16 protein-coding genes are annotated in these 16,770 nt (G+C 73.1%); 7 read left to right on the forward strand and 9 right to left on the reverse strand.

The window, feature by feature from the left end:
* Positions 1–4: 4 nt before the first annotated feature.
* Positions 5–1,174, reverse strand: coding sequence for an agmatine deiminase family protein (locus tag ABTY15_RS15795; RefSeq protein WP_350587034.1), 1,170 nt, complete (start codon positions 1,172–1,174; stop codon positions 5–7).
* Between the two features lie 280 nt (positions 1,175–1,454).
* A complete protein-coding gene (locus ABTY15_RS15800) occupies positions 1,455–2,033 on the reverse strand; it encodes a TetR/AcrR family transcriptional regulator (protein WP_350587049.1) in 579 nt (192 codons plus the stop codon).
* A 182-nt stretch (positions 2,034–2,215) separates the two neighbouring features.
* Between ABTY15_RS15800 and ABTY15_RS15805 the strand changes: the two genes are divergently transcribed.
* A complete protein-coding gene (locus ABTY15_RS15805) occupies positions 2,216–3,955 on the forward strand; it encodes a serine/threonine-protein kinase (RefSeq protein WP_350587084.1) in 1,740 nt (579 codons plus the stop codon).
* 87 nt (positions 3,956–4,042) lie between these two features.
* Complete coding sequence (locus ABTY15_RS15810; RefSeq protein WP_350587128.1) at positions 4,043–4,666, forward strand: 3'-5' exonuclease; 624 nt, start codon at positions 4,043–4,045, stop codon at positions 4,664–4,666.
* On the opposite strand, the gene ABTY15_RS15815 is transcribed toward ABTY15_RS15810, so the two are convergent.
* Positions 4,647–5,744, reverse strand: a complete 1,098-nt coding sequence (locus ABTY15_RS15815) for a PP2C family protein-serine/threonine phosphatase (protein ID WP_350587129.1) — start codon at positions 5,742–5,744, stop codon at positions 4,647–4,649. The genes ABTY15_RS15810 and ABTY15_RS15815 overlap by 20 nt on opposite strands.
* Positions 5,745–5,900: 156 nt before the next feature.
* Complete coding sequence (locus ABTY15_RS15820; RefSeq protein ID WP_350587130.1) at positions 5,901–7,118, reverse strand: cytochrome P450; 1,218 nt, start codon at positions 7,116–7,118, stop codon at positions 5,901–5,903.
* Between the two features lie 164 nt (positions 7,119–7,282).
* Here ABTY15_RS15820 and ABTY15_RS15825 point away from each other — a divergent pair, with 164 nt between their 5' ends.
* The gene (locus ABTY15_RS15825) at positions 7,283–7,639 is read left to right on the forward strand and encodes an arsenate reductase family protein (RefSeq protein WP_350587131.1); all 357 of its coding nucleotides are present in this window, start codon (positions 7,283–7,285) and stop codon (positions 7,637–7,639) included.
* Between the two features lie 46 nt (positions 7,640–7,685).
* Here ABTY15_RS15825 and ABTY15_RS15830 read toward each other — a convergent pair whose 3' ends face one another.
* Complete coding sequence (locus tag ABTY15_RS15830; protein WP_350587132.1) at positions 7,686–8,156, reverse strand: pyridoxamine 5'-phosphate oxidase family protein; 471 nt, start codon at positions 8,154–8,156, stop codon at positions 7,686–7,688.
* 120 nt (positions 8,157–8,276) lie between these two features.
* Between ABTY15_RS15830 and ABTY15_RS15835 the strand changes: the two genes are divergently transcribed.
* Positions 8,277–8,840 (forward strand): DUF1697 domain-containing protein, encoded by a 564-nt coding sequence (locus ABTY15_RS15835; protein WP_350587133.1) that lies wholly within the window; start codon positions 8,277–8,279, stop codon positions 8,838–8,840.
* 137 nt (positions 8,841–8,977) lie between these two features.
* Entirely contained in the window at positions 8,978–9,523 is a 546-nt protein-coding gene (locus ABTY15_RS15840; RefSeq protein WP_350587134.1) for an FHA domain-containing protein, read from the forward strand.
* Between the two features lie 18 nt (positions 9,524–9,541).
* Here the strand turns inward: ABTY15_RS15840 and ABTY15_RS15845 are convergent, their stop codons facing one another.
* Positions 9,542–10,504 carry a DUF1152 domain-containing protein gene (locus ABTY15_RS15845; RefSeq protein WP_350587135.1) on the reverse strand — a complete coding sequence of 321 codons (963 nt, stop codon included), beginning with the start codon at positions 10,502–10,504 and terminating at the stop codon, positions 9,542–9,544.
* A gap of 75 nt (positions 10,505–10,579) precedes the next feature.
* Between ABTY15_RS15845 and ABTY15_RS15850 the strand changes: the two genes are divergently transcribed.
* The gene (locus tag ABTY15_RS15850) at positions 10,580–11,173 is read left to right on the forward strand and encodes a DUF6891 domain-containing protein (protein ID WP_350587136.1); all 594 of its coding nucleotides are present in this window, start codon (positions 10,580–10,582) and stop codon (positions 11,171–11,173) included.
* An 85-nt stretch (positions 11,174–11,258) separates the two neighbouring features.
* Here ABTY15_RS15850 and ABTY15_RS15855 read toward each other — a convergent pair whose 3' ends face one another.
* Together ABTY15_RS15855 and ABTY15_RS15860 are read right to left on the reverse strand one after the other, a co-directional pair.
* Positions 11,259–12,056, reverse strand: a complete 798-nt coding sequence (locus ABTY15_RS15855; protein ID WP_350587137.1) for a hemerythrin domain-containing protein — start codon at positions 12,054–12,056, stop codon at positions 11,259–11,261.
* Between the two features lie 169 nt (positions 12,057–12,225).
* Positions 12,226–13,296, reverse strand: coding sequence for an alpha/beta hydrolase (locus ABTY15_RS15860; RefSeq protein ID WP_350587138.1), 1,071 nt, complete (start codon positions 13,294–13,296; stop codon positions 12,226–12,228).
* A gap of 380 nt (positions 13,297–13,676) precedes the next feature.
* Between ABTY15_RS15860 and ABTY15_RS15865 the strand changes: the two genes are divergently transcribed.
* Positions 13,677–14,432, forward strand: coding sequence for an SDR family oxidoreductase (locus ABTY15_RS15865; protein WP_350587139.1), 756 nt, complete (start codon positions 13,677–13,679; stop codon positions 14,430–14,432).
* Between the two features lie 149 nt (positions 14,433–14,581).
* Here the strand turns inward: ABTY15_RS15865 and ABTY15_RS15870 are convergent, their stop codons facing one another.
* Entirely contained in the window at positions 14,582–16,345 is a 1,764-nt protein-coding gene (locus tag ABTY15_RS15870; protein WP_350587140.1) for a carbohydrate-binding module family 20 domain-containing protein, read from the reverse strand.
* Between the last annotated feature and the right edge of the window lie 425 nt (positions 16,346–16,770).

Consider the following 16,770-nt stretch of genomic DNA (forward strand, 5'->3'; position numbering starts at 1 on the left):
CGGCTCAGGACCGGATGGCCGGCTGCTGCTGGGTGGCGCAGTGGATACCGCCGCCGCCGGCCGCGATGTGGTTGATGCTCACCTGGGTGACCTTCCGGCCGGGGTGGAGGTCGGCGAGGACGGCGGCGGCACGGTCGTCGGCCACCTGGTCGCCGAAGCGGGGGACGATGACTCCCCCGTTCACCACGTAGTAGTTGAGGTAGGTGGCGAGGAAGTCCTTGCCGTGACCCTCGATCAGGGTGGCGTCGGGTTCGTGGAGTTCGACGATCCTCAGGCTCCGACCCTTGGCGTCGGTGGCCGTCCTGAGGACCTGGAGGGCCTGGTCGGAGGCGGTGGTCCAGATGTCCGGCGGGGTGTCGGCGGCGGGCCGGTGCAGGACGACGGTGCCCGGGTCGGCGAAGCGGGCGAGGGCGTCGATGTGGCAGTCGGTGATGTCCTGCCCGGCCACGCCCTTGAACCAGAGCACCTTCTCGACGCCGAACAGCTCCTTGAACGCGGCCTCGATCTGCTCGCGGGTCTTGCCGGGGTTGCGGTTGTCGTTCACCCAGGAGCTCTCGGTGGCCATCAGGGTGCCGTCGCCGTCCACCTCGATGCCGCCGCCCTCACCGGTGATCGGCGCCTGGACGCGCGGGATGCCGTAGTGGTCGAGGAGGGTGCGGGCGACCTGGCTGTCATTGGTGTGGGTCTGCTTGTTGCCCCAGCCGTTGAAGTTGAGGTCGATCCCGGTGAGGCCCTGGGGGCCGGTGACGAACGTGGGGCCGGTGTCGCGGGCCCAGAGGTCGTCCACCATGAGGTCCAGCACCTCGACCGAGGAGCCGCACGCCTGCCGGGCCTGGTCGGCCTGGTCGGGGCGGGCCATCAGCACCACCGGCTCGAACCCGGCGACGGCCTGGGCGAGGCCCGCGATGTCCTGGCGGACGCCGGGGAGTTGGTCGCCCCACACCTCCTCCAGGGCGGGCCAGGCCATGAACGTCCTGGTGTGCGGGCCGGATTCGGCCGGCATGGCCCGGACGGCGGGCGCCGCCCCGGTCGCGGTCGCCGAGCCGGCGGCCGTCGAACCGGGTTCCTCGCCGGAGTCGGACGAGGAGGAGCAGCCGTCGAGGAGGGCGAGCGCGGCGAGCGCGGCTCCGGAGCGCAGGACGGAGCGGCGGGACGGCGGGGCGGGGTGGACCATGGAGCCTCGTTCCGGTCGGTGCGGGGTGAGCGCGAATCCGCACGATAGTGAGGAAACGGTCAGGAACCGCTGCGGCACACCCCCGCCGTCCGGGCGAATCGGGGCCAGGCTCGCCCACCGGGACAGGCACACAAACTGAAAATTCAGTTAAAATTCGCGGACGGGCAGAGCCGAGGATCCGACGCCGACGAGCCGAAGCCGAGGACGGGAACGAGTAACGCCCGCGGCCCCGGGGGGCCGCAGGCGAGGAGGTGGATCAGGCGATCAGGCAGTCAGGCGATCAGCGCGCCAGGTGCGCGACCTCGGCCGCGACGGCCTCGGACATCAGGGCGCGGGCGTGCGCGAGCGGAAGGCAGCCACTGAGCCAGCGGGTGCTCAGCCCCTCCAGCAGCGCGGTCAGCCGCTCGGCCGCGCCGGCCAGCGCCACCGCCGAGGACATCGGCTGGACCTGCCCCAGCAGATCGGCGACCTCCTGCACCCACACCAGGGTGGCCCGGGCCAGGTCCTCGCGCAGGGTCTCGTCGAAGACCGCGCTCGCCCGCAGTTCGCCCCAGGCCGTGCTGTTCTCCCGCACCTCGACGGTGTCCTGGAGCTCCAGCAGCAGCGTCTGCTCCAGTTCCTCGCGCGGACCCAGCGGCTCCGCGCCCGGCTCCCGCTCGGTCGTGTACCGCTCGGCCCGGTCGTTGATGAACTCCAGCGTCTGCCGCAGGATCCCGGTGCGGTCCTTGAAGTGGTAGTAGATCAGCGCGGTGGACACCCCCGCCTCCGCGGCGAGTTCCTCCACCCGCAGCCCGCGGACTCCGCGCCGGGCGATCACCCGCGCGGACGCTTCCAGGATTGACGTCTTACGACTGGCCATAGTGCACCACCATACTCGGCGCGGCCGCCAAGATCAGCCGCCCACCCTGACAGGCTTATCAGTCAGCCGCGACGGGCCCCCTCTGTTGTCCGTACCAGGACCACCCGGCATTCGCCGGGGAGGCCCTGGCATCGGGTCGGGCCGCGGGAGCCAGGACTGACGCTCTCTATAAACTACCCGCCATGTCCGCAGACCGACCCCGTACCGCGCTCCCGCAGGGCCTCCAGCCGCTCACCGCCGACGACCCGTCCGAGGTCGGCGGCTACCGCCTGTACGCCCGACTGGGAGCGGGCGGCATGGGGCGGGTCTACCTCTCGTACACCCGGGGCGGCCGCCCGGTCGCCCTCAAGGTGGTGCGCCCCGAACTCGCCGAGGACCCGGAGTTCCGGCGCCGGTTCGCCCAGGAGGTCGCCAGCGCCCAGCTGATCCACGGCCTCTACACCGCCCAGGTCGTCGACGCGGGCGTGGACGCCGCCGTCCCCTGGCTCGCCACCGCCTACGTCGCCGGGCCCTCCCTCCAGCAGGTGGTCCAGCAGTACGGGCCGCTCCCCGAACGGACCGTGCTCCTGCTCGTCGCGGGCATCGCCGAAGCGCTCCAGGCGATCCACGCCGTCGGCGTCGTCCACCGCGACCTCAAGCCCGCCAACGTCCTGCTCGCCGCCGACGGACCGCGGGTGATCGACTTCGGCATCGCCCGCGCCGCCGACGCCGTCTCGCTCACCGGCGCCGGGCTGCGCATCGGCTCCCCCGGCTTCATGGCCCCGGAACAGGCCCTCGGCCTGCCCGCCACGCCCGCCACCGACCTCTTCGCCCTCGGCGCCCTGGCCGTCTACGTCGCCGGCGGCGTCCCGCCGTTCGGCCAGGGGCCGGAGGCCGCCGCGCTGTACCGCGTCGTGCACGCCGAACCGGACCTCAGCCGGGTCCCGGCGGGCGTCGCCGAACTGGTCCACCACTGCCTCGCCAAGCAGCCCGAGGACCGGCCGAACACCGCGCAGCTGATCGACGCCGTCCACCGGCACCCCGCCCTCGGCGGACAGCTGCGCTTCACCGACGACTGGCTGCCCCTGCACGTCAACACCGCGATCGTCCGGCACGGCGAGCTGCCCGGCACCCCCGCCCAGGGGTACACCGTCCAGGACAGCGTCCCCTCGCCGCACGAGGCCCTGACCGCGCTCACCCCGGTCGGGCCGGCGGCCCCGACCGCGCCGGCCCCGGTCCCGACCACGCCGGCGCCGGCTCCGGCCGCGCCCCCGGCCCCGGTCACGACCCCCGCTCCGGTACCGGCCACGGCCGCGCCGAGCCGCTCGGCGCGGGACGGCGGCCGTGGGTCGCGGCGCAGAACGGCCGCCATCGCGGTCACCGCCCTCCTCCTCGGTGCGGTCGGCTCGGCCGCCGTCCTCCTCGACGACCCGGACCTGGAGTACGCCGCCGACAGCGCGCCGATCGCCACCGCGACGGCCCCCGCGTCCCCGACCAGGACACCCACGCCCACCGCCACGCCCGTCCTGCCCACGCCCGCCCCGCCCACGGCGACCGCTCCGGCCGCCGCCCCCGGCTACACCACCGTGTACGCGGGCGTCGAAGCCGTGTCCCCCGACCACGGGTACGAGTTCGACCTCAAGACCGGCAAGGTCGTGGCCGAGGAGACGGCCACCTGGTTCGTCGCCCGCACCGCGACCGGCTTCCTCCTCGCCGAGAACAACACCGCCCACATCGCCGACAACGGCCGCCCGGGCATCGCCGATTGCCTCACCGGCCTCGCCAACCGCCCCGCCACCAGCCTCGACTTCGCCGCCCTGAACGGCCGCTCCTTCTGCGTCCGCGGCCAGGACAGCCGCGACCTGGCCGTCGTCCGGGTGCTCTCGGTGAGCCCCGGCGACGGGCCGGTCAAGGTCTCCCTCGACTACTACCGCCGGGGCTGACCAGCCCCCGGCCCGCAGCCGCCGCCACCCGGCCGGCCGGATAAACCGCTTGCCAGTGCGGGGGCCCCGGGCTGTTGGATCGGGGGCATGGGGAACAGGGGCAAGGTGAGTCCGACGGTGTACGTGTCGGTGGACGTCGAGGCGGACGGACCGATTCCCGGGCCGTACTCGATGCTCAGTTTCGGGGCGGTGGTCGCCGGCTGGCACGACGCGGCGGGGTTCCGGCGGGCGGGTGCGTGGTCGGCCGGGTTCTACCGGGAGTTGCGTCCGATCAGTGCCGAGTACGACCCGGAGGCGCTCGCCGTCTCCGGCCTGGACCGGGCCGCGCTGGTGGCCGGCGGGACGGAACCGGGTGCCGCGATGCGGGCGTTCGCGGCGTGGGTGGAGCAGGTGCGGACCGGACCGGACGGCGGCCGCTACCGCCCGGTGATGGTCGGGTACCCGGCGGCGTACGACTGGCAGTTCCTGTACTGGTACCTGATCCGCTACGCCGGCTCCAGCCCGTTCGGCCACTCCGGCTGCCTGGACGTGAAGACGCTCTACGCGGCCCGGACGGGCCTGCCCCTGGCGGGCATCGGCAAGCGGTCGATGCCGCCGGAGCTGCTGCCCGACCTGCCGCACACGCACCACGCCCTGGACGACGCCCGCGAGCAGGCGGTGCTGTTCGCCAACATCTGGGAGTGGGCCGGGGTCACGGCCGTTCCGGAGTGAGCGCGAGGACGGCGAGGTCGTCGGCGAGCAGCCCGGCGTACTCGTGGACGTCCTGGGCCAGGAAGGAGACCAGCCGGTCGGGCGAGCTGGTCCCGAGGGCGGCGAGCCGGTGCGCCAGCGGGTAGAACGCCCCGGTGGCGTCGCGGGCCTCGCTGACGCCGTCGGTGTAGAGCAGGACGGTGTGGCCCGGCGGCAGGGCGACCGCCGTCGGGTCGCCGCCGGTCGCACCGCCCCCGAGGTGGCCGAGCCCGAGCGGCAGCCCGTCCGTGCAGCGCAGCGGGCTGATGCTGTGGTCGGTGAGCAGCAGCGGGGTGGTGTGGCCGCGGTTGACGATCTCCACCTGGTCGGTGCCCGGCCGGTACTGGAGCAGGACGGCGGTGACGAACAGCTCGTCGTCGCCCCGGTCCGCGGCGTCGCGCAGCACCGCGCGGTCCAGCTGGTCGGCGAGTTCGACCAGGGCGGGGGTCTCGTGGGCGGTCGCCCGGAACGCGCCGAGCACGTCCGCGACGGTACGGACCGCGCCGAGGCCCTTCCCCCGGACGTCACCGAGCAGCACCCGGACGCCGTAGCGGGTGTCGCACACCTCGTACAGGTCGCCGCCGACCAGCACCTCGGCCTGGGCCGGGCGGTAGAGGCCGGCGACCCGCAGGCCGCCGGCCCGGTCGGGGACCGGCCGCAGCACGGTCCGCTGGAGCGTCTCGGCGACGGTGCGGGCGTGCAGCAGGGTGCGGTTCTGCCGGGTCCGCTGCCAGGACAGGGCGGTGCCCATCACCCCGGAGAGCAGGGTGGCGATGTAGACCCAGACGTGGTGCTGCTCGCTGAGGTGGCCCGCCCGCAGGCCCAGGACGAGCTGGAGCGCCACGGTGCCGGCGGTGGTGGCGGCGGTGAGCACCGGTCCGTAGCTGAAGGCCGCCACCACGGGCAGCGCGGTCAGCAGGAAGCCGGCCGCCACCGCCTCCGGTACGAGGGCCTCGGCCGCCAGGTCGAGCACCAGCAGCAGAACCGGCAGCCAGGGCACCCAACGCGGCACCGGGGGTTCCACGGCCGCCGGGTACGGCGGGCGGGGTGCTGCGGGCACGGCGGGAACCTCCTGGCGGGCCGGTCCGGAATGACCGGTTCTCGTCCCTCCATGCTCCCCCAACGACCGCCCGACCACGAACGGCCGAACGTCCCACGCCGTTCCACGACGTCCCGGAGCATCCCGGGCCGTCCCGGAGCACCCCGGAGCAGGCTGCTACCGCACGGTCACCGGCAGGGTGTCGTAGCCCCGCAGCACCAGCCGGTTGCGCCGGGTGGCGACGCCGCCGGGGGCGAGCCGGGGGAAGCGGTCGAGCAGGGCGGGCATCGCGACCTCGGCCTCCATCCGGGCCAGCTGGGAGCCCAGGCAGTAGTGCGGGCCGCCACCGAAGCTGAGCGGCTGGCTGTCGGTGCGGGTCGGGTCGAACACCCCGGGGCGGTCGTACCGGGCCGGGTCGTGGTTGGCCGCGCCCAGCAGCAGGACCACCATGGCGCCGGCCGGCACCGGCAGGTCCTCGACGGTCAGGCCATCGGTGAGCGCGATCCGTGAGGTGAGCTGGACCGGGGAGTCGAAGCGCAGCACCTCGTCGGTGAAGCCGGCCGGGGTGACGCCGCCGCTGCGCAGCCCGGCCGCCGCCTCCGGGTGGCCGAAGAGCAGGGTCAGGCCGTTGCCGAGCAGGTTGGTGGTGGTCTCGAAGCCGGCGACCAGCAGCAGCACCAGGTTGGCCAGCAGCTCCTTGGCGGAGAGCCGCCCGGGGTCGTCGGCGGCGATCCGGGCCAGGTCGGTGACCAGGTCGTCCTGCGGGCGGGCGAGGCGGTCGGCGGCGAGGTCGGTGAAGTAGGCGGAGAGCTCGTCGGCGGCGGTGTCGGCGGCGTCCAGCTCGTCGGGGTCCTGGATCATCTCCAGCGCGACGGTGAGGTCGGCGGCGAGCGCGCGGAAGCGGTAGCGGTCGCGCTCGGGGACGCCGAGCAGTTCGCAGATCACGCCCACCGGCAGGCGGAAGGCGAAGGCGTCCATGAAGTCGACCGGCGAGCCGTCGGCGCCCCGCTCGGCCAGCTCGTCGAGCAGCCGGGCGACCGCCGCCGTCACGGCCGGGCGCAGCGCGGCGACCCGGCGGGCGGTGAAGACCGAGGCGATCAGCGAGCGGACCCGGGGGTGGTCGGGGGCGTTGCGTTCCAGGATCGAGTGGCGGAGCAGGTCCAGCGAGGAGTGCTCGGCGGGGCCCGAGGGCAGCGCGGCGATCAGCTCGGGGTCGGGGACGCCGAAGGCGGGGGTCCGGAGGACCTTGTTGACGGCCGCGTGGCCGACCGCCAGGACGGTGTCCGGTCCGGCCGGCACCGCCGGGCCCAGCCCGTGCGCCAGCGCGTACAGCGGGTACGGGTCGGCCCGGCCCTCGCTGGTGAGCAGTTGTCCGATGATCGCCGTGCCGTCCATCCGGTGTTCCCCTCCCGAGACCGTGGCTCCTGGACCGTGCCCCTCGGTGCGTGAACCGTGGACGAACGTGACGGAGTTCCCACTCGGCCGAGGCGGCCGGCCCCCGGTTCGCCCGGCTCCCGGTTCGCCCGGCTCCGGGGGGCCGACTCGGTAGGCTGGCCGACATGGAGATCTGGATCAACCCTCGGTGCGGAAAGTGCCGGTCGGCGCTCGGTGAGCTGGAAGCGGCCGGGGCCGAGTACACCGTGCGGCGCTACCTGGAGGACCCACCCACGGCGGCCGAGCTGGAGCAGGTGCTGGAGCGCCTGGGCCTGGAGCCCTGGGACATCACCAGGACCGACGAGCAGATCGCGAAGGACCTGGGGATGAAGCAGTGGCCCCGGGAGCCGGGCGAGCGGGCCCGCTGGATCGCGGCGATGGCGGAGCACCCGATCCTGATCCAGCGCCCGATCATCACCGCAGACGACGGGCACGCCGTCGTGGCCCGCACGCCCGAGGCCGTCAAGTCCGTTCTGCCGTAGGGGCGTTCACCCAGCCGACGGGCCCCGGCCGGTCGGTGCCGGCGGATCAGTGCAGGCGGATCCGCTCCACCGGCCGGCCCGGGTGCCAGTTGAAGACCCAGAGGTGGCCGTCCTCCAGGCCCGTGTGCACCACCTGCTCCAGGCTGAGCCGGAAGGCGTGGAAGGGCGTGGGCGGCGGCTCGGGCAGGTCCGCGACGTAGGCGGCCAGTTCGACCTCGTCGGTGATCTCGACCGCACGGCCGGAGACCTTGGAGTCCCCGCCCGCCATGGTCTCGTCCCCCGGGTGGGAGTGCAGCGCGAAGCGGCCGTCCCGCTGGAGGTCGCGGGCCTTGACCGAGCCGTACATCGACCCGAGCACCAGGTCGGCGCCGACGAAGTCGACCTCCGACCCGCTCACCCGGGGCGAACCGTCCTTGCGCAGTGTTGCCAGGACGTGGTGCTTGTTGGCCTCGAACCGGGCCCGTACCAGGGGCGCGAGATCGGGTGCCTCTTGCTCGAAATCCTGCCAGGTAGCCATGGCGCCAGTGTTGCACCGGGTACTGACAATTCCCGGGCGCAATCCCGGAGACAGGTCCCGGACGCCGGTCCCGGACGCTCCGGCGGGCGGCCTGTCGGTGGCCGGTGCAAGACTGGCGGGGTGACCACCACGACCACGTACATCGCCTTCCTGCGGGCCGTCAACGTCGGCGGCCGGACGGTGAAGATGGAGCGGCTGCGGGCGCTCTTCGCCGAGCTCGGGCTGGGCGGCGTCCGCTCGTACATCCAGAGCGGCAACGTCTTCTTCACCGCCGAGGTGCCCGCCGGGGACGGCCCGGGCCGGGCCGCGCTCGGCCGGCGGATCGAGGAGCACCTGGAGGCCTCGCTCGGCTACCCGGTGCCGGTCATGCTGCGCACGGTCGACGAGGTGGCCGCGCTGCTCGCCGCCGAGCCGTTCCGGGGCGTCGAGTCGACGCCGGACGTCCGGCTGGTCGTCGCCTTCCTCTCCGAGCCGCTGCCGCCGGAGCTCACCGTCCCGTACACCTCCCCCAAGGGCGACCACGAGGTGATCGGCGCCGACGACGGGGCCGCCTACGTGGTGGTCCACCTGAAGGACGGCAGGTGGGTCACCGGGGAGCTGTTCGGCAAGGCCTACCGGGGGTCGGTGACCTCCCGGTTCCTGCACACCACCGAGAAGATCCTGACCGCCGCACGGAAGGCCTGACGACCCGTCCGGCGCCCGCGGGTGGCGGCGGAACCGCCGCCGGTCCCCGGGCGTCTGGAGCTCAGTGACGCATTCACCCCGCACCGCCGCGCGGCGCAATCTGGACAGTCGGAGGCGGCTGAGCCGACAATCGGGCCATGACGCCTCCTGAGATCCGCCCGGGCGCGGTCCGACCCTCCGACGCCGAACGGGACCAGGCGCTCGAGGTGTTGCGGGACGGCGCGGGCAACGGGCGGTTGTCCCACGAGACCTTCCTCGGCCGGATGGAACTCGTCCTGCACGCGACCAGCCGCGGCGAGCTCGACGAAGCGATGACCGGGCTGCCCACCGGCAAGCCCTTCGAACGGTTCGTGCTGCGCGCGGTCGGCCGGGTCTCCGCCTTCGGCGACCGGCTGAACCGGGCCTGGCGCACCGAGCGGCTGCCCGGCCTGAGCCTGCCCGACTCCGGCGCCGGTCAGTTGACGATCGGCCGGATCCCGGGCTCGGGGCTGCGGCTGCACGACGCCTCGGTGTCGCGCCAGCACGCCGAACTGCGGCACGAGAACGGCGGCTGGGTGCTGTACGACCTCGGCTCGACCAACGGCACCCATGTGAACGGACGGCGGATCGCGGGCGGGGTCCGGGTCCGCGCGGGCGACCAGGTCCGGTTCGGCAACCTGGAGTTCCGCCTCGCCTCGGACTGACGGCGCGGGCAGGGCCGGTCAGTGCGGGAACTGCCGGGGCGGGCGCTGCCGGGGCAGTTCGTCCCGGAACTCGTCGATGACCGTGCTGATCTGCCGCATCAGCACGGTGTCCTCGATCCGGTCCAGGTACCGGTTCTCGGCGGCCAGCGCCTCCACCGTGACGCCGAAGTAGAGCGTCATCAGCGGGTTGACGAACAGCTCGCCGCCCTTGGTCCGCTCGGTGAACCGGACGTCGCCGAACTCGCCGCGCAGGGCCGCCGCCACCGAGCCGTTGACGATGCTGGGGTGGTCGGGGAAAGCGGCCCGCGCGTACTCGACGGCGTCCAGGTAGAGCATGCCCTCCCGGCTGCCGCGCGGCACGGAGAAGGCGCCGAGGTAGCCGCCGGCCCGGTCGAGCGCGGCCAGGTTCTCCAGCACCAGCGAGTGGTTGACGCCGTGGTAGGCGTCGACGCCGAAGCCCAGGCAGGCGACCAGCCGCTCGGGGATGTCGCTCAGGCCGGCCACCGCCGCGAGACTGGCCATGTCCTCCTCGGGGGTGCCGAGCCCGGTCTCGTCGCCGCGCATCAGGATGTCGGTCCCGCCGTCGACGAGCAGGACCGCGTCGATCCCCAGGTGCCCGGTGAGCGTCCGGTAGGCCTCGCGCAGCGGTTTGACGCCCACGGACGGGAAGGCCCACACGGTGTCGGGCATCCCGTGCCGGCGCAGCCAGCGGGCCAGGGTGCGCTCCGGGAAGTACCCCTCCGGGGCGGCGGTGTCGGGGCCGATCCTGGCCACGTCGGGCGCCAACCAGGCCTCCAGGGGCAGGCCGTAGAGGTGGGTGAAGGAGAGGTTGGCCAGGTGCACCTCCTTGCCCGCCGCCCGCAGGGCGAGCGCGATCGGCAGCCCGGTGTAGACGTCGAAGCCGCCGCCGGCACCGGCGACGAGGATCCGGTCGGCGGACAACAGCCTGCTGATCAGCGGGGGTTGGAGGAGAGAGGTCACCGACGGACGGTAGCACCGGGGCAGCCGGTACGGCCGGTTGAAGCGTTGTCAGTGGTGGGTGCAAGGATTGCGGACATGACCGAGGAGACCGATCTCACCCCCGAAGTGCTGCGCGACGCCCAGGAGCGGGCTCGCGAGTTGATCCGCTGCGGCTTCCGGGAGCCGGACGAGATAGTCGACGACCTGGTCGAGGAGCTCGACGACCCGGCGCTGACGGAGGAGCGGGCGGAGCTGATCGTCACCCCGCTGTGGGAGGAGCGGCTGGCCGAGCAGGCGTCCTGGCCGGAGACCACGGACGTGGACCGGCTGGTGGAGGCCTTCGACGCGCTGGAGGGGCAGGGCATCGTCGCGGCGATGGACTTCACCTGCTGCGCCACCTGCGGCTACTCGGAGATCGGCGGCGAGGCCGAGGAGGATTCGCGGGGCTTCGTCTTCTTCCACCAGCAGGACACCGAGACGGCCGCGGCCGGCCGCGGCCTGTACCTGCGCTACGGCGGCTTCGCCACCAAGGGAGAGCCGACCGAGGAATCGGTGCGGCGGACGGCGGAGATCGGCCGCGAGGTGGTGGCGGCGCTGGAGTCGGTCGGTCTTCCGGTGACGTGGGACGGTTCGCCGGAGACGGCGATCCAGGTCACCCCGCTGGAGTGGCTCAACCGCCTGCCGGAGTAGCCACTAGACGAGGCAGTCGCCTGCCGGTGCGCCGTGCGGCATATGCCACGCGCGTAGATCGACGGCCCGCGAAAAGGCCCTCGGCTCAGTCCACGATCGCGCCCGGGCCGCCGACCGCATCCGGTCCGCTGCCCGGGCCCCACAGCGGCGCGGTGCAGCGCTGGTAGGTGGCCCGCCAGTGCGGCCAGTTGCGGGCCACGTCGTCGTCGCACTCGGCCAGCAGCCGCTCCTCCAGTTCCGGCTCGACGCCCTCCAGCAGCCAGGCCAGCGCGTCCGCCGTCCCGGGGCCGTCCGCGGAGCGCAGCAGGTCCAGCAGCTCGCCCAGGCCGCCGAGCCGGGAGTTCTCCACGAACACCCGCTCCATCCGGGGCAGCAGCTGCCGCTCCTCGATCCGCAGGTGGGTCTCCAGCCGGGCCGCCAGGTCCTCCATCGCGTACGCCACCGGCCAGGCGCTGCCGGTGTCCCGGCTGGCGATCCGCACCAGCGTGGTGACCCGGGTGAACGAGTGGTCGAGGTTGTGGTGGTCCGCCTCCAGCCAGTTGAGCAGCAGCCGCAGCTCGGGCGCGAAGCGGCGCACGATCGGCCAGATCCGGGTGTCCTGCTGCTCGTGGTGGCAGGTCAGCATCGCGGTCACGAAGTTCCAGTGCCGCAGCAGCGCCTCGCCCTTGTCGTCCTCGCCGGGCTGGAGCAGCCGCAGCGCGTTGGGCAGCCGGGCGAGGTCGCGGCGCAGCGCGGCGTGCACCAGCCGCAGCCCGGCGAACCGCACCGTCGCCGGCTCGTCGTCGGCGGCCCGCCCGTGCACGGCCGCACGCAGGGAGTCGGCCCCGCGCTCCGCCTGCTCGGGCACGGAGGGGGACGGCTGGGGCAGCAGGTGGATCGGCATGGGACTCTCTTCACGACGTGGCAGGGAGGAGGGGCGGCCGCTGGAAGGCGGCCCCATCCAAAGTGCGCACAGTCGATCAGAAGCGAATCAATGTCCGATTGACGCGCAGGTCACAGGCGTTTTCGGCGGTCGGCGGCCGGGGCGCCCGAAGGCGCCCCGGCCCCGCGGATCAGTCCGCCGCCGGACCCGCCAGGTTCTTGCTGAGCCACTGCAGGGTGTCCGGGATCATCTTCTTGAAGTCCGAGGTCAGGTGCTTCCCGCCGGGCTGCTCGTAGTACTCGATGGACAGCGGCGGCGTGGCCTTGGCGACCCAGGCCTTGACCAGCTTGGTCTCGTACGGGTTGGCCCCGCCCGCGGTGACGAACATCTTCACGTCGGACTTGCCCAGGGTGATCAGCGCGTCCGGGTTGTTGGCCTGCCGCTCGGTCTCGTGGCCCTTCCACAGCCCCGAGTCCGGGACGAAGTAGCCGTCGATCGGCACCGCGGCCTTGTAGACGTCCGGGCGCTGGAGGCCGAGCTTGGCGCTGCAGAAGCCGCCGGTGGAGGCGCCCATCACGCCCCAGCCGTCGCGGCCCTTCACGGTCCGGAAGTTGGCGCGGACGAAGTCCGGGATGTCGTCGGCCATCCAGGTGCCCATCTTGGCCTGGCCCGGGATGTCGGAGCAGTCCAGCGCGTTCTTCTCGTCGCTGTTGAAGTTCTGCACCGGCATGATCATGATGAACGGGTGGGCCTTGCCGGTCTTGACCAGTTCCTCGTCGGACTCCTGGATCGGCAGCTGGTTGTCGGTCCAGGTGTTGTAGCCGTTGCTCTGGCCACCCGCGAACAGGGTCAGCACCGGGAAGCCGGTCTTGGCGAACTTGGGGTCGTTGTACTCCGGCGGCAGCCAGATCCAGACCTTGCCGGAGACGCCCGACTTCGCGCCGGTCACGGTGGTCATCATGATCGGGCCGGCCGCGGTGTCCCGGGCCTTGGTCAGCGTGGCGGTGGGCCCGGTGGGCATCAGCACCTTGCCGTTGGCGGCCGGGGCCGCGCTGGTGGCCGCCGGGGTGCCGGCCGCGGTGGTGCCGGCCGCGCTCGGGCTGCCCGCGGGGGTGGTGCCGGTCGCGCTCGGGGTGCCGTCCGCCTTGACGCCGTCCCCCTTCCCGCCACCGGAGCTCCCGCAGGCCGCGAGCGAGGCGGCCAGGGCGAGCGCGGCGGCACCGGTCAGGACGGCGCGGGAACGGGACGACTGCCTAAGCACGGTGAGGACTCTCCGACCGATGTCGCGCCCGGTCCCTCTGACCGGGCGGTGGCCCCCCGATGGGGCCGGACAGGCCCGGGGCGCGGCGGTGGTGCGTCCCCGGAACGGCGGCGCGCGGTCCCTCGCGGGTGGGCGCGCCGTCCTGCGATCTTATGACGTGGACCGGGGTGCCCCGGTTGCGCGACGGCCACCGGAAATCCAATGTTTGTTCGCGATCGGGTAAAGGCCTTCACCGGTTCCGTCGATCGACGGGCCCGACTGTGGCGACGCACACAGCCCCCGCCCCGCCCGGCGGACCGGATTTTGGGCCCTTCCACCAGTGACGCCGCCCGGCCCGTCCGGAACGATCGGGCGCAGACCCCGAACCCCAGGAGGCCGCCATGACCCAGCAGACCGCCGTCGTCACCGGAGCCGGGAGCGGGGTCGGCCGGGCCGTGGCGGTCGAGCTGGCCTCGGCCGGCTGGCAGCTGGTGCTGGCGGGCCGCCGGGCCGGGCCGCTGCACGGGACGGCCGAGCTGGCCGGCCCGTCGGCGGCGGTGGCGGTGGCGGTGGTGCCGACCGACGTCACCGACGCCGCGGCGGTGAACGCCCTGTTCGCCGCGGCCGTCGCCCGCTTCGGCCGGGTGGACCTGCTGTTCAACAACGCCGGCACCTTCGGCGCCCCGACCCCGGTGGAGGAGCTGGAGATCGACGCCTGGCGGGCCGTGGTCGACCTCAACCTGACCGGCGCCTTCCTCTGCGCCCGGGCCGCGTTCCGGCAGATGAAGGCCCAGAGCCCGCAGGGCGGCCGGATCATCAACAACGGCTCGATCTCCGCGCACGTCCCGCGCCCGCACTCGATCGCCTACACCGCGACCAAGCACGCCGTGACCGGGCTCACCAAGTCGCTGTCGCTGGACGGCCGCCCGTACCGGATCGCCTGCGGCCAGATCGACATCGGCAACGCGGCGACCGACATGACCGCCGCGATGAGCGCCGGGGTGCGGCAGGCGGACGGCCGGATCGCGGTGGAGCCGACCATGGACGTCGCGGACGTGGCCCGCACCGTCCGGCACATGGCCGGGCTGCCGCTGGAGGCGAACGTGCAGTTCGCCACGGTGATGGCGACCGCCATGCCCTACATCGGACGGGGCTGAGGACGGGGCTGAGGGCGGGGCTGAGCAGCATCCCCCCTCGGAGCGCCCTCCCGGCGCAACGCTCAGCAGCGCTGGACGCGTCCGGAACGGCCACGCACAGCAGGGACCCCCGGTCACGCCAGGCTGACGGGGGTCCCGGGAAACGTGGGCTACGGCCGCCAGGTGTCGTTCAGCGTGACGGTGCCCGAGGCGGGCGCCGTGGCCGTCCGGTTGGCCCCGGACTCCCAGGTCACCGCACCGCTGGCGTCCTTGCGGACGTACTTGTACTGGAAGGCGGTGCCGGCCGGCAGCGAGAGCGACAGCGACCAGACCGGGTAGCCGGCCGAGGAGAGCGGCAGCGCCTTGGCCGGGTCCCAGCCGCCCAGCGCGGCGACGTCCCCGACGACGTAGACGTTCTGCCCGTACGAGGTGGTCGCGTTGACGTTGAAGGAGGCCCCGGAGACGTTGGTCCCGGGCTGGACGTACAGCGCCACCGCGTCGCCCGCGCCGACCGTCGCGGTGAACTGCCCGTTCGCGCCCACCTGGTAGGTCGGGCCGGTGCAGCCGCCGCCCGGCTGCGGGTCGCCGTGCTGGACGTCGCAGTAGGTGCCGGCCGGCAGCCCGGTCTGGAAGGTCCGGGTGATCGCGCCGCCCTCGTGGTTGATCGCGACGTAGCCCTTGTTGCCGCGCCCGAAGGCGATCGCGTTGTTGCCGTTGGACCACCAGTTGGTCACCCCGGTGCCGGCGACGGCGTTGCGGAAGCCGACCATGTTGGCCACCTGCCGCCAGGCGTGGGTGCAGTTCCAGCCGTCCTGGTAGCAGGCGTTGACCGTACCGCCGTTGGGCGGGCCGTCGTCCTTGTTGGTGAAGCTGTACCCGGAGTAGATGTTGGGGGCGCCGTACGTCGAGGCCAGCAGGAAGACGTTGGCCAGCGTGTAGGTGTTGCCGTAGGTGTAGTTGAGGGTGGAGCCGTTGCGCTCGGTGTCCCAGTTGTCGAGGAAGCTGCGCGCCTGGTTGCTCGGCAGGTAGCCCCAGGAGGCGCCCCAGCCGTTGAGGTTGGCGAGCTTGTCGCTGGTGAACATCCGCTTGAGGTCGGTGCCGACCCGGAACTCGTCGACATCGCCGTTGCCGGTGTACTCGGTGGGCTGGATCGGCTCGCCCGCGCCGTAGATGACCTCCTGCGCCCAGTAGGCGTTGGGGTTGGCCATCTTGGCCTTGATGGCGGCCAGGTCGCTCGCCGCGATGTGCTTGGCGGCGTCGATCCGGTAGCCGTCGACGCCGAGCGAGCCCAGGTCGTCCAGGTAGTGCGCGATGGTCTGCTGGACGTACGCGCTGCCGGTGTCCAGGTCCGCGAGGTCGACCAGCTCGCAGGTCTGCACGTTGGTGCGGTCCGAGTAGTTGCTGATCGCCTGGCGGCAGCCGTGGAAGTCCTGGTCCTGGTAGGTGCCGGGGTAGTTGTACTTGGTGTACGCGGTGCCGCCGGTGCCGGTGCCGGAGCCGGCCGACATGTGGTTGACCACCGCGTCGGCGATCACCTTGACCCCGGCCGCGTGGCAGGTGTCGACCATGTTCTTGAAGGACGTCCGGTCGCCGAGCCGCCCGGCGATCTTGTAGCTGACCGGCTGGTACGAGGTCCACCACTGGGCGCCCTGGATGTGCTCCTGGGGCGGCGAGACCTCGACGAAGCCGTAGCCCTTGGGGCCGAGCGTCGAGGTGCAGGCCTGGGCGACCGAGTCGAAGCGCCACTCGAAGAGGGTGGCGGTGACGTCCTTGCCGCCGTTGGCGGGCGGGGTGGCACGGGCGGCGGGGGTGCCGAGGGTGGTGCCGAGCGAGAGCGCGAGCGCCGCCGAGGCGGCGAGCGCGCCGGCCGCGCGGACCGGCCGGCGGGTCCCCCCGGCCGAAGGCCGGGGGAGGGTGGGGGCGGTGGTGACCACGTCGTCTCCTGGGGGTGGCTGGGGTGGGGGCAGCCGAGGTGAAGCCTTGCAGGAAGTTTCTGTAACTTGCCGGAAACTTGCAGCGCTGAACCTAGAGCCGCCGGGAGACACCGTCAAGACCTCGGGCCAAAGCCTGGGGGAAACGTTTCCTCATGGAGATCGAACGTACGACAAGGGCCCGGCGGCCGTAGCCGCCGGGCCCCTCACCTGTCCTGGTTCACCAGGCCCTCACGGGCCCGGTCGCCGACCTCAGTTGCTGGTCTGGATGGAGGTGTCGTCGATCACGAAGCTCGTCTGCAGCGAGGAGTCCTCGACGCCGTTGAACTTCAGGGTGACCGTCTGGCCCGCGTAGGACGAGAGGTCGAAGGTGCGCTGCTGGTAGCCGGCCGCGGCGTCCACGTTGGAGTAGGTCTTCAGCGTGGTGC

The sequence above is a fragment of the Kitasatospora sp. NPDC097643 genome (assembly GCF_040302625.1).
Taxonomy (GTDB): domain Bacteria; phylum Actinomycetota; class Actinomycetes; order Streptomycetales; family Streptomycetaceae; genus Kitasatospora.

What these genes read in the sequence shown, in the direction of transcription:
- ABTY15_RS15865 (WP_350587139.1), top strand. Translation starts at nt 13,677, where the DNA reads ATGACCCAGCAGACCGCCGTCGTCACCGGAGCCGGGAGCGGGGTCGGC.
- ABTY15_RS15850 (WP_350587136.1), top strand. Translation starts at nt 10,580, where the DNA reads ATGACCGAGGAGACCGATCTCACCCCCGAAGTGCTGCGCGACGCCCAG.
- ABTY15_RS15825 (WP_350587131.1), top strand. Translation starts at nt 7,283, where the DNA reads ATGGAGATCTGGATCAACCCTCGGTGCGGAAAGTGCCGGTCGGCGCTC.
- ABTY15_RS15830 (WP_350587132.1), bottom strand. Translation starts at nt 8,156, where the DNA reads ATGGCTACCTGGCAGGATTTCGAGCAAGAGGCACCCGATCTCGCGCCC.
- ABTY15_RS15840 (WP_350587134.1), top strand. Translation starts at nt 8,978, where the DNA reads ATGACGCCTCCTGAGATCCGCCCGGGCGCGGTCCGACCCTCCGACGCC.
- ABTY15_RS15800 (WP_350587049.1), bottom strand. Translation starts at nt 2,033, where the DNA reads ATGGCCAGTCGTAAGACGTCAATCCTGGAAGCGTCCGCGCGGGTGATC.
- ABTY15_RS15805 (WP_350587084.1), top strand. Translation starts at nt 2,216, where the DNA reads ATGTCCGCAGACCGACCCCGTACCGCGCTCCCGCAGGGCCTCCAGCCG.
- ABTY15_RS15795 (WP_350587034.1), bottom strand. Translation starts at nt 1,174, where the DNA reads ATGGTCCACCCCGCCCCGCCGTCCCGCCGCTCCGTCCTGCGCTCCGGA.
- ABTY15_RS15855 (WP_350587137.1), bottom strand. Translation starts at nt 12,056, where the DNA reads ATGCCGATCCACCTGCTGCCCCAGCCGTCCCCCTCCGTGCCCGAGCAG.
- ABTY15_RS15820 (WP_350587130.1), bottom strand. Translation starts at nt 7,118, where the DNA reads ATGGACGGCACGGCGATCATCGGACAACTGCTCACCAGCGAGGGCCGG.
- ABTY15_RS15810 (WP_350587128.1), top strand. Translation starts at nt 4,043, where the DNA reads ATGGGGAACAGGGGCAAGGTGAGTCCGACGGTGTACGTGTCGGTGGAC.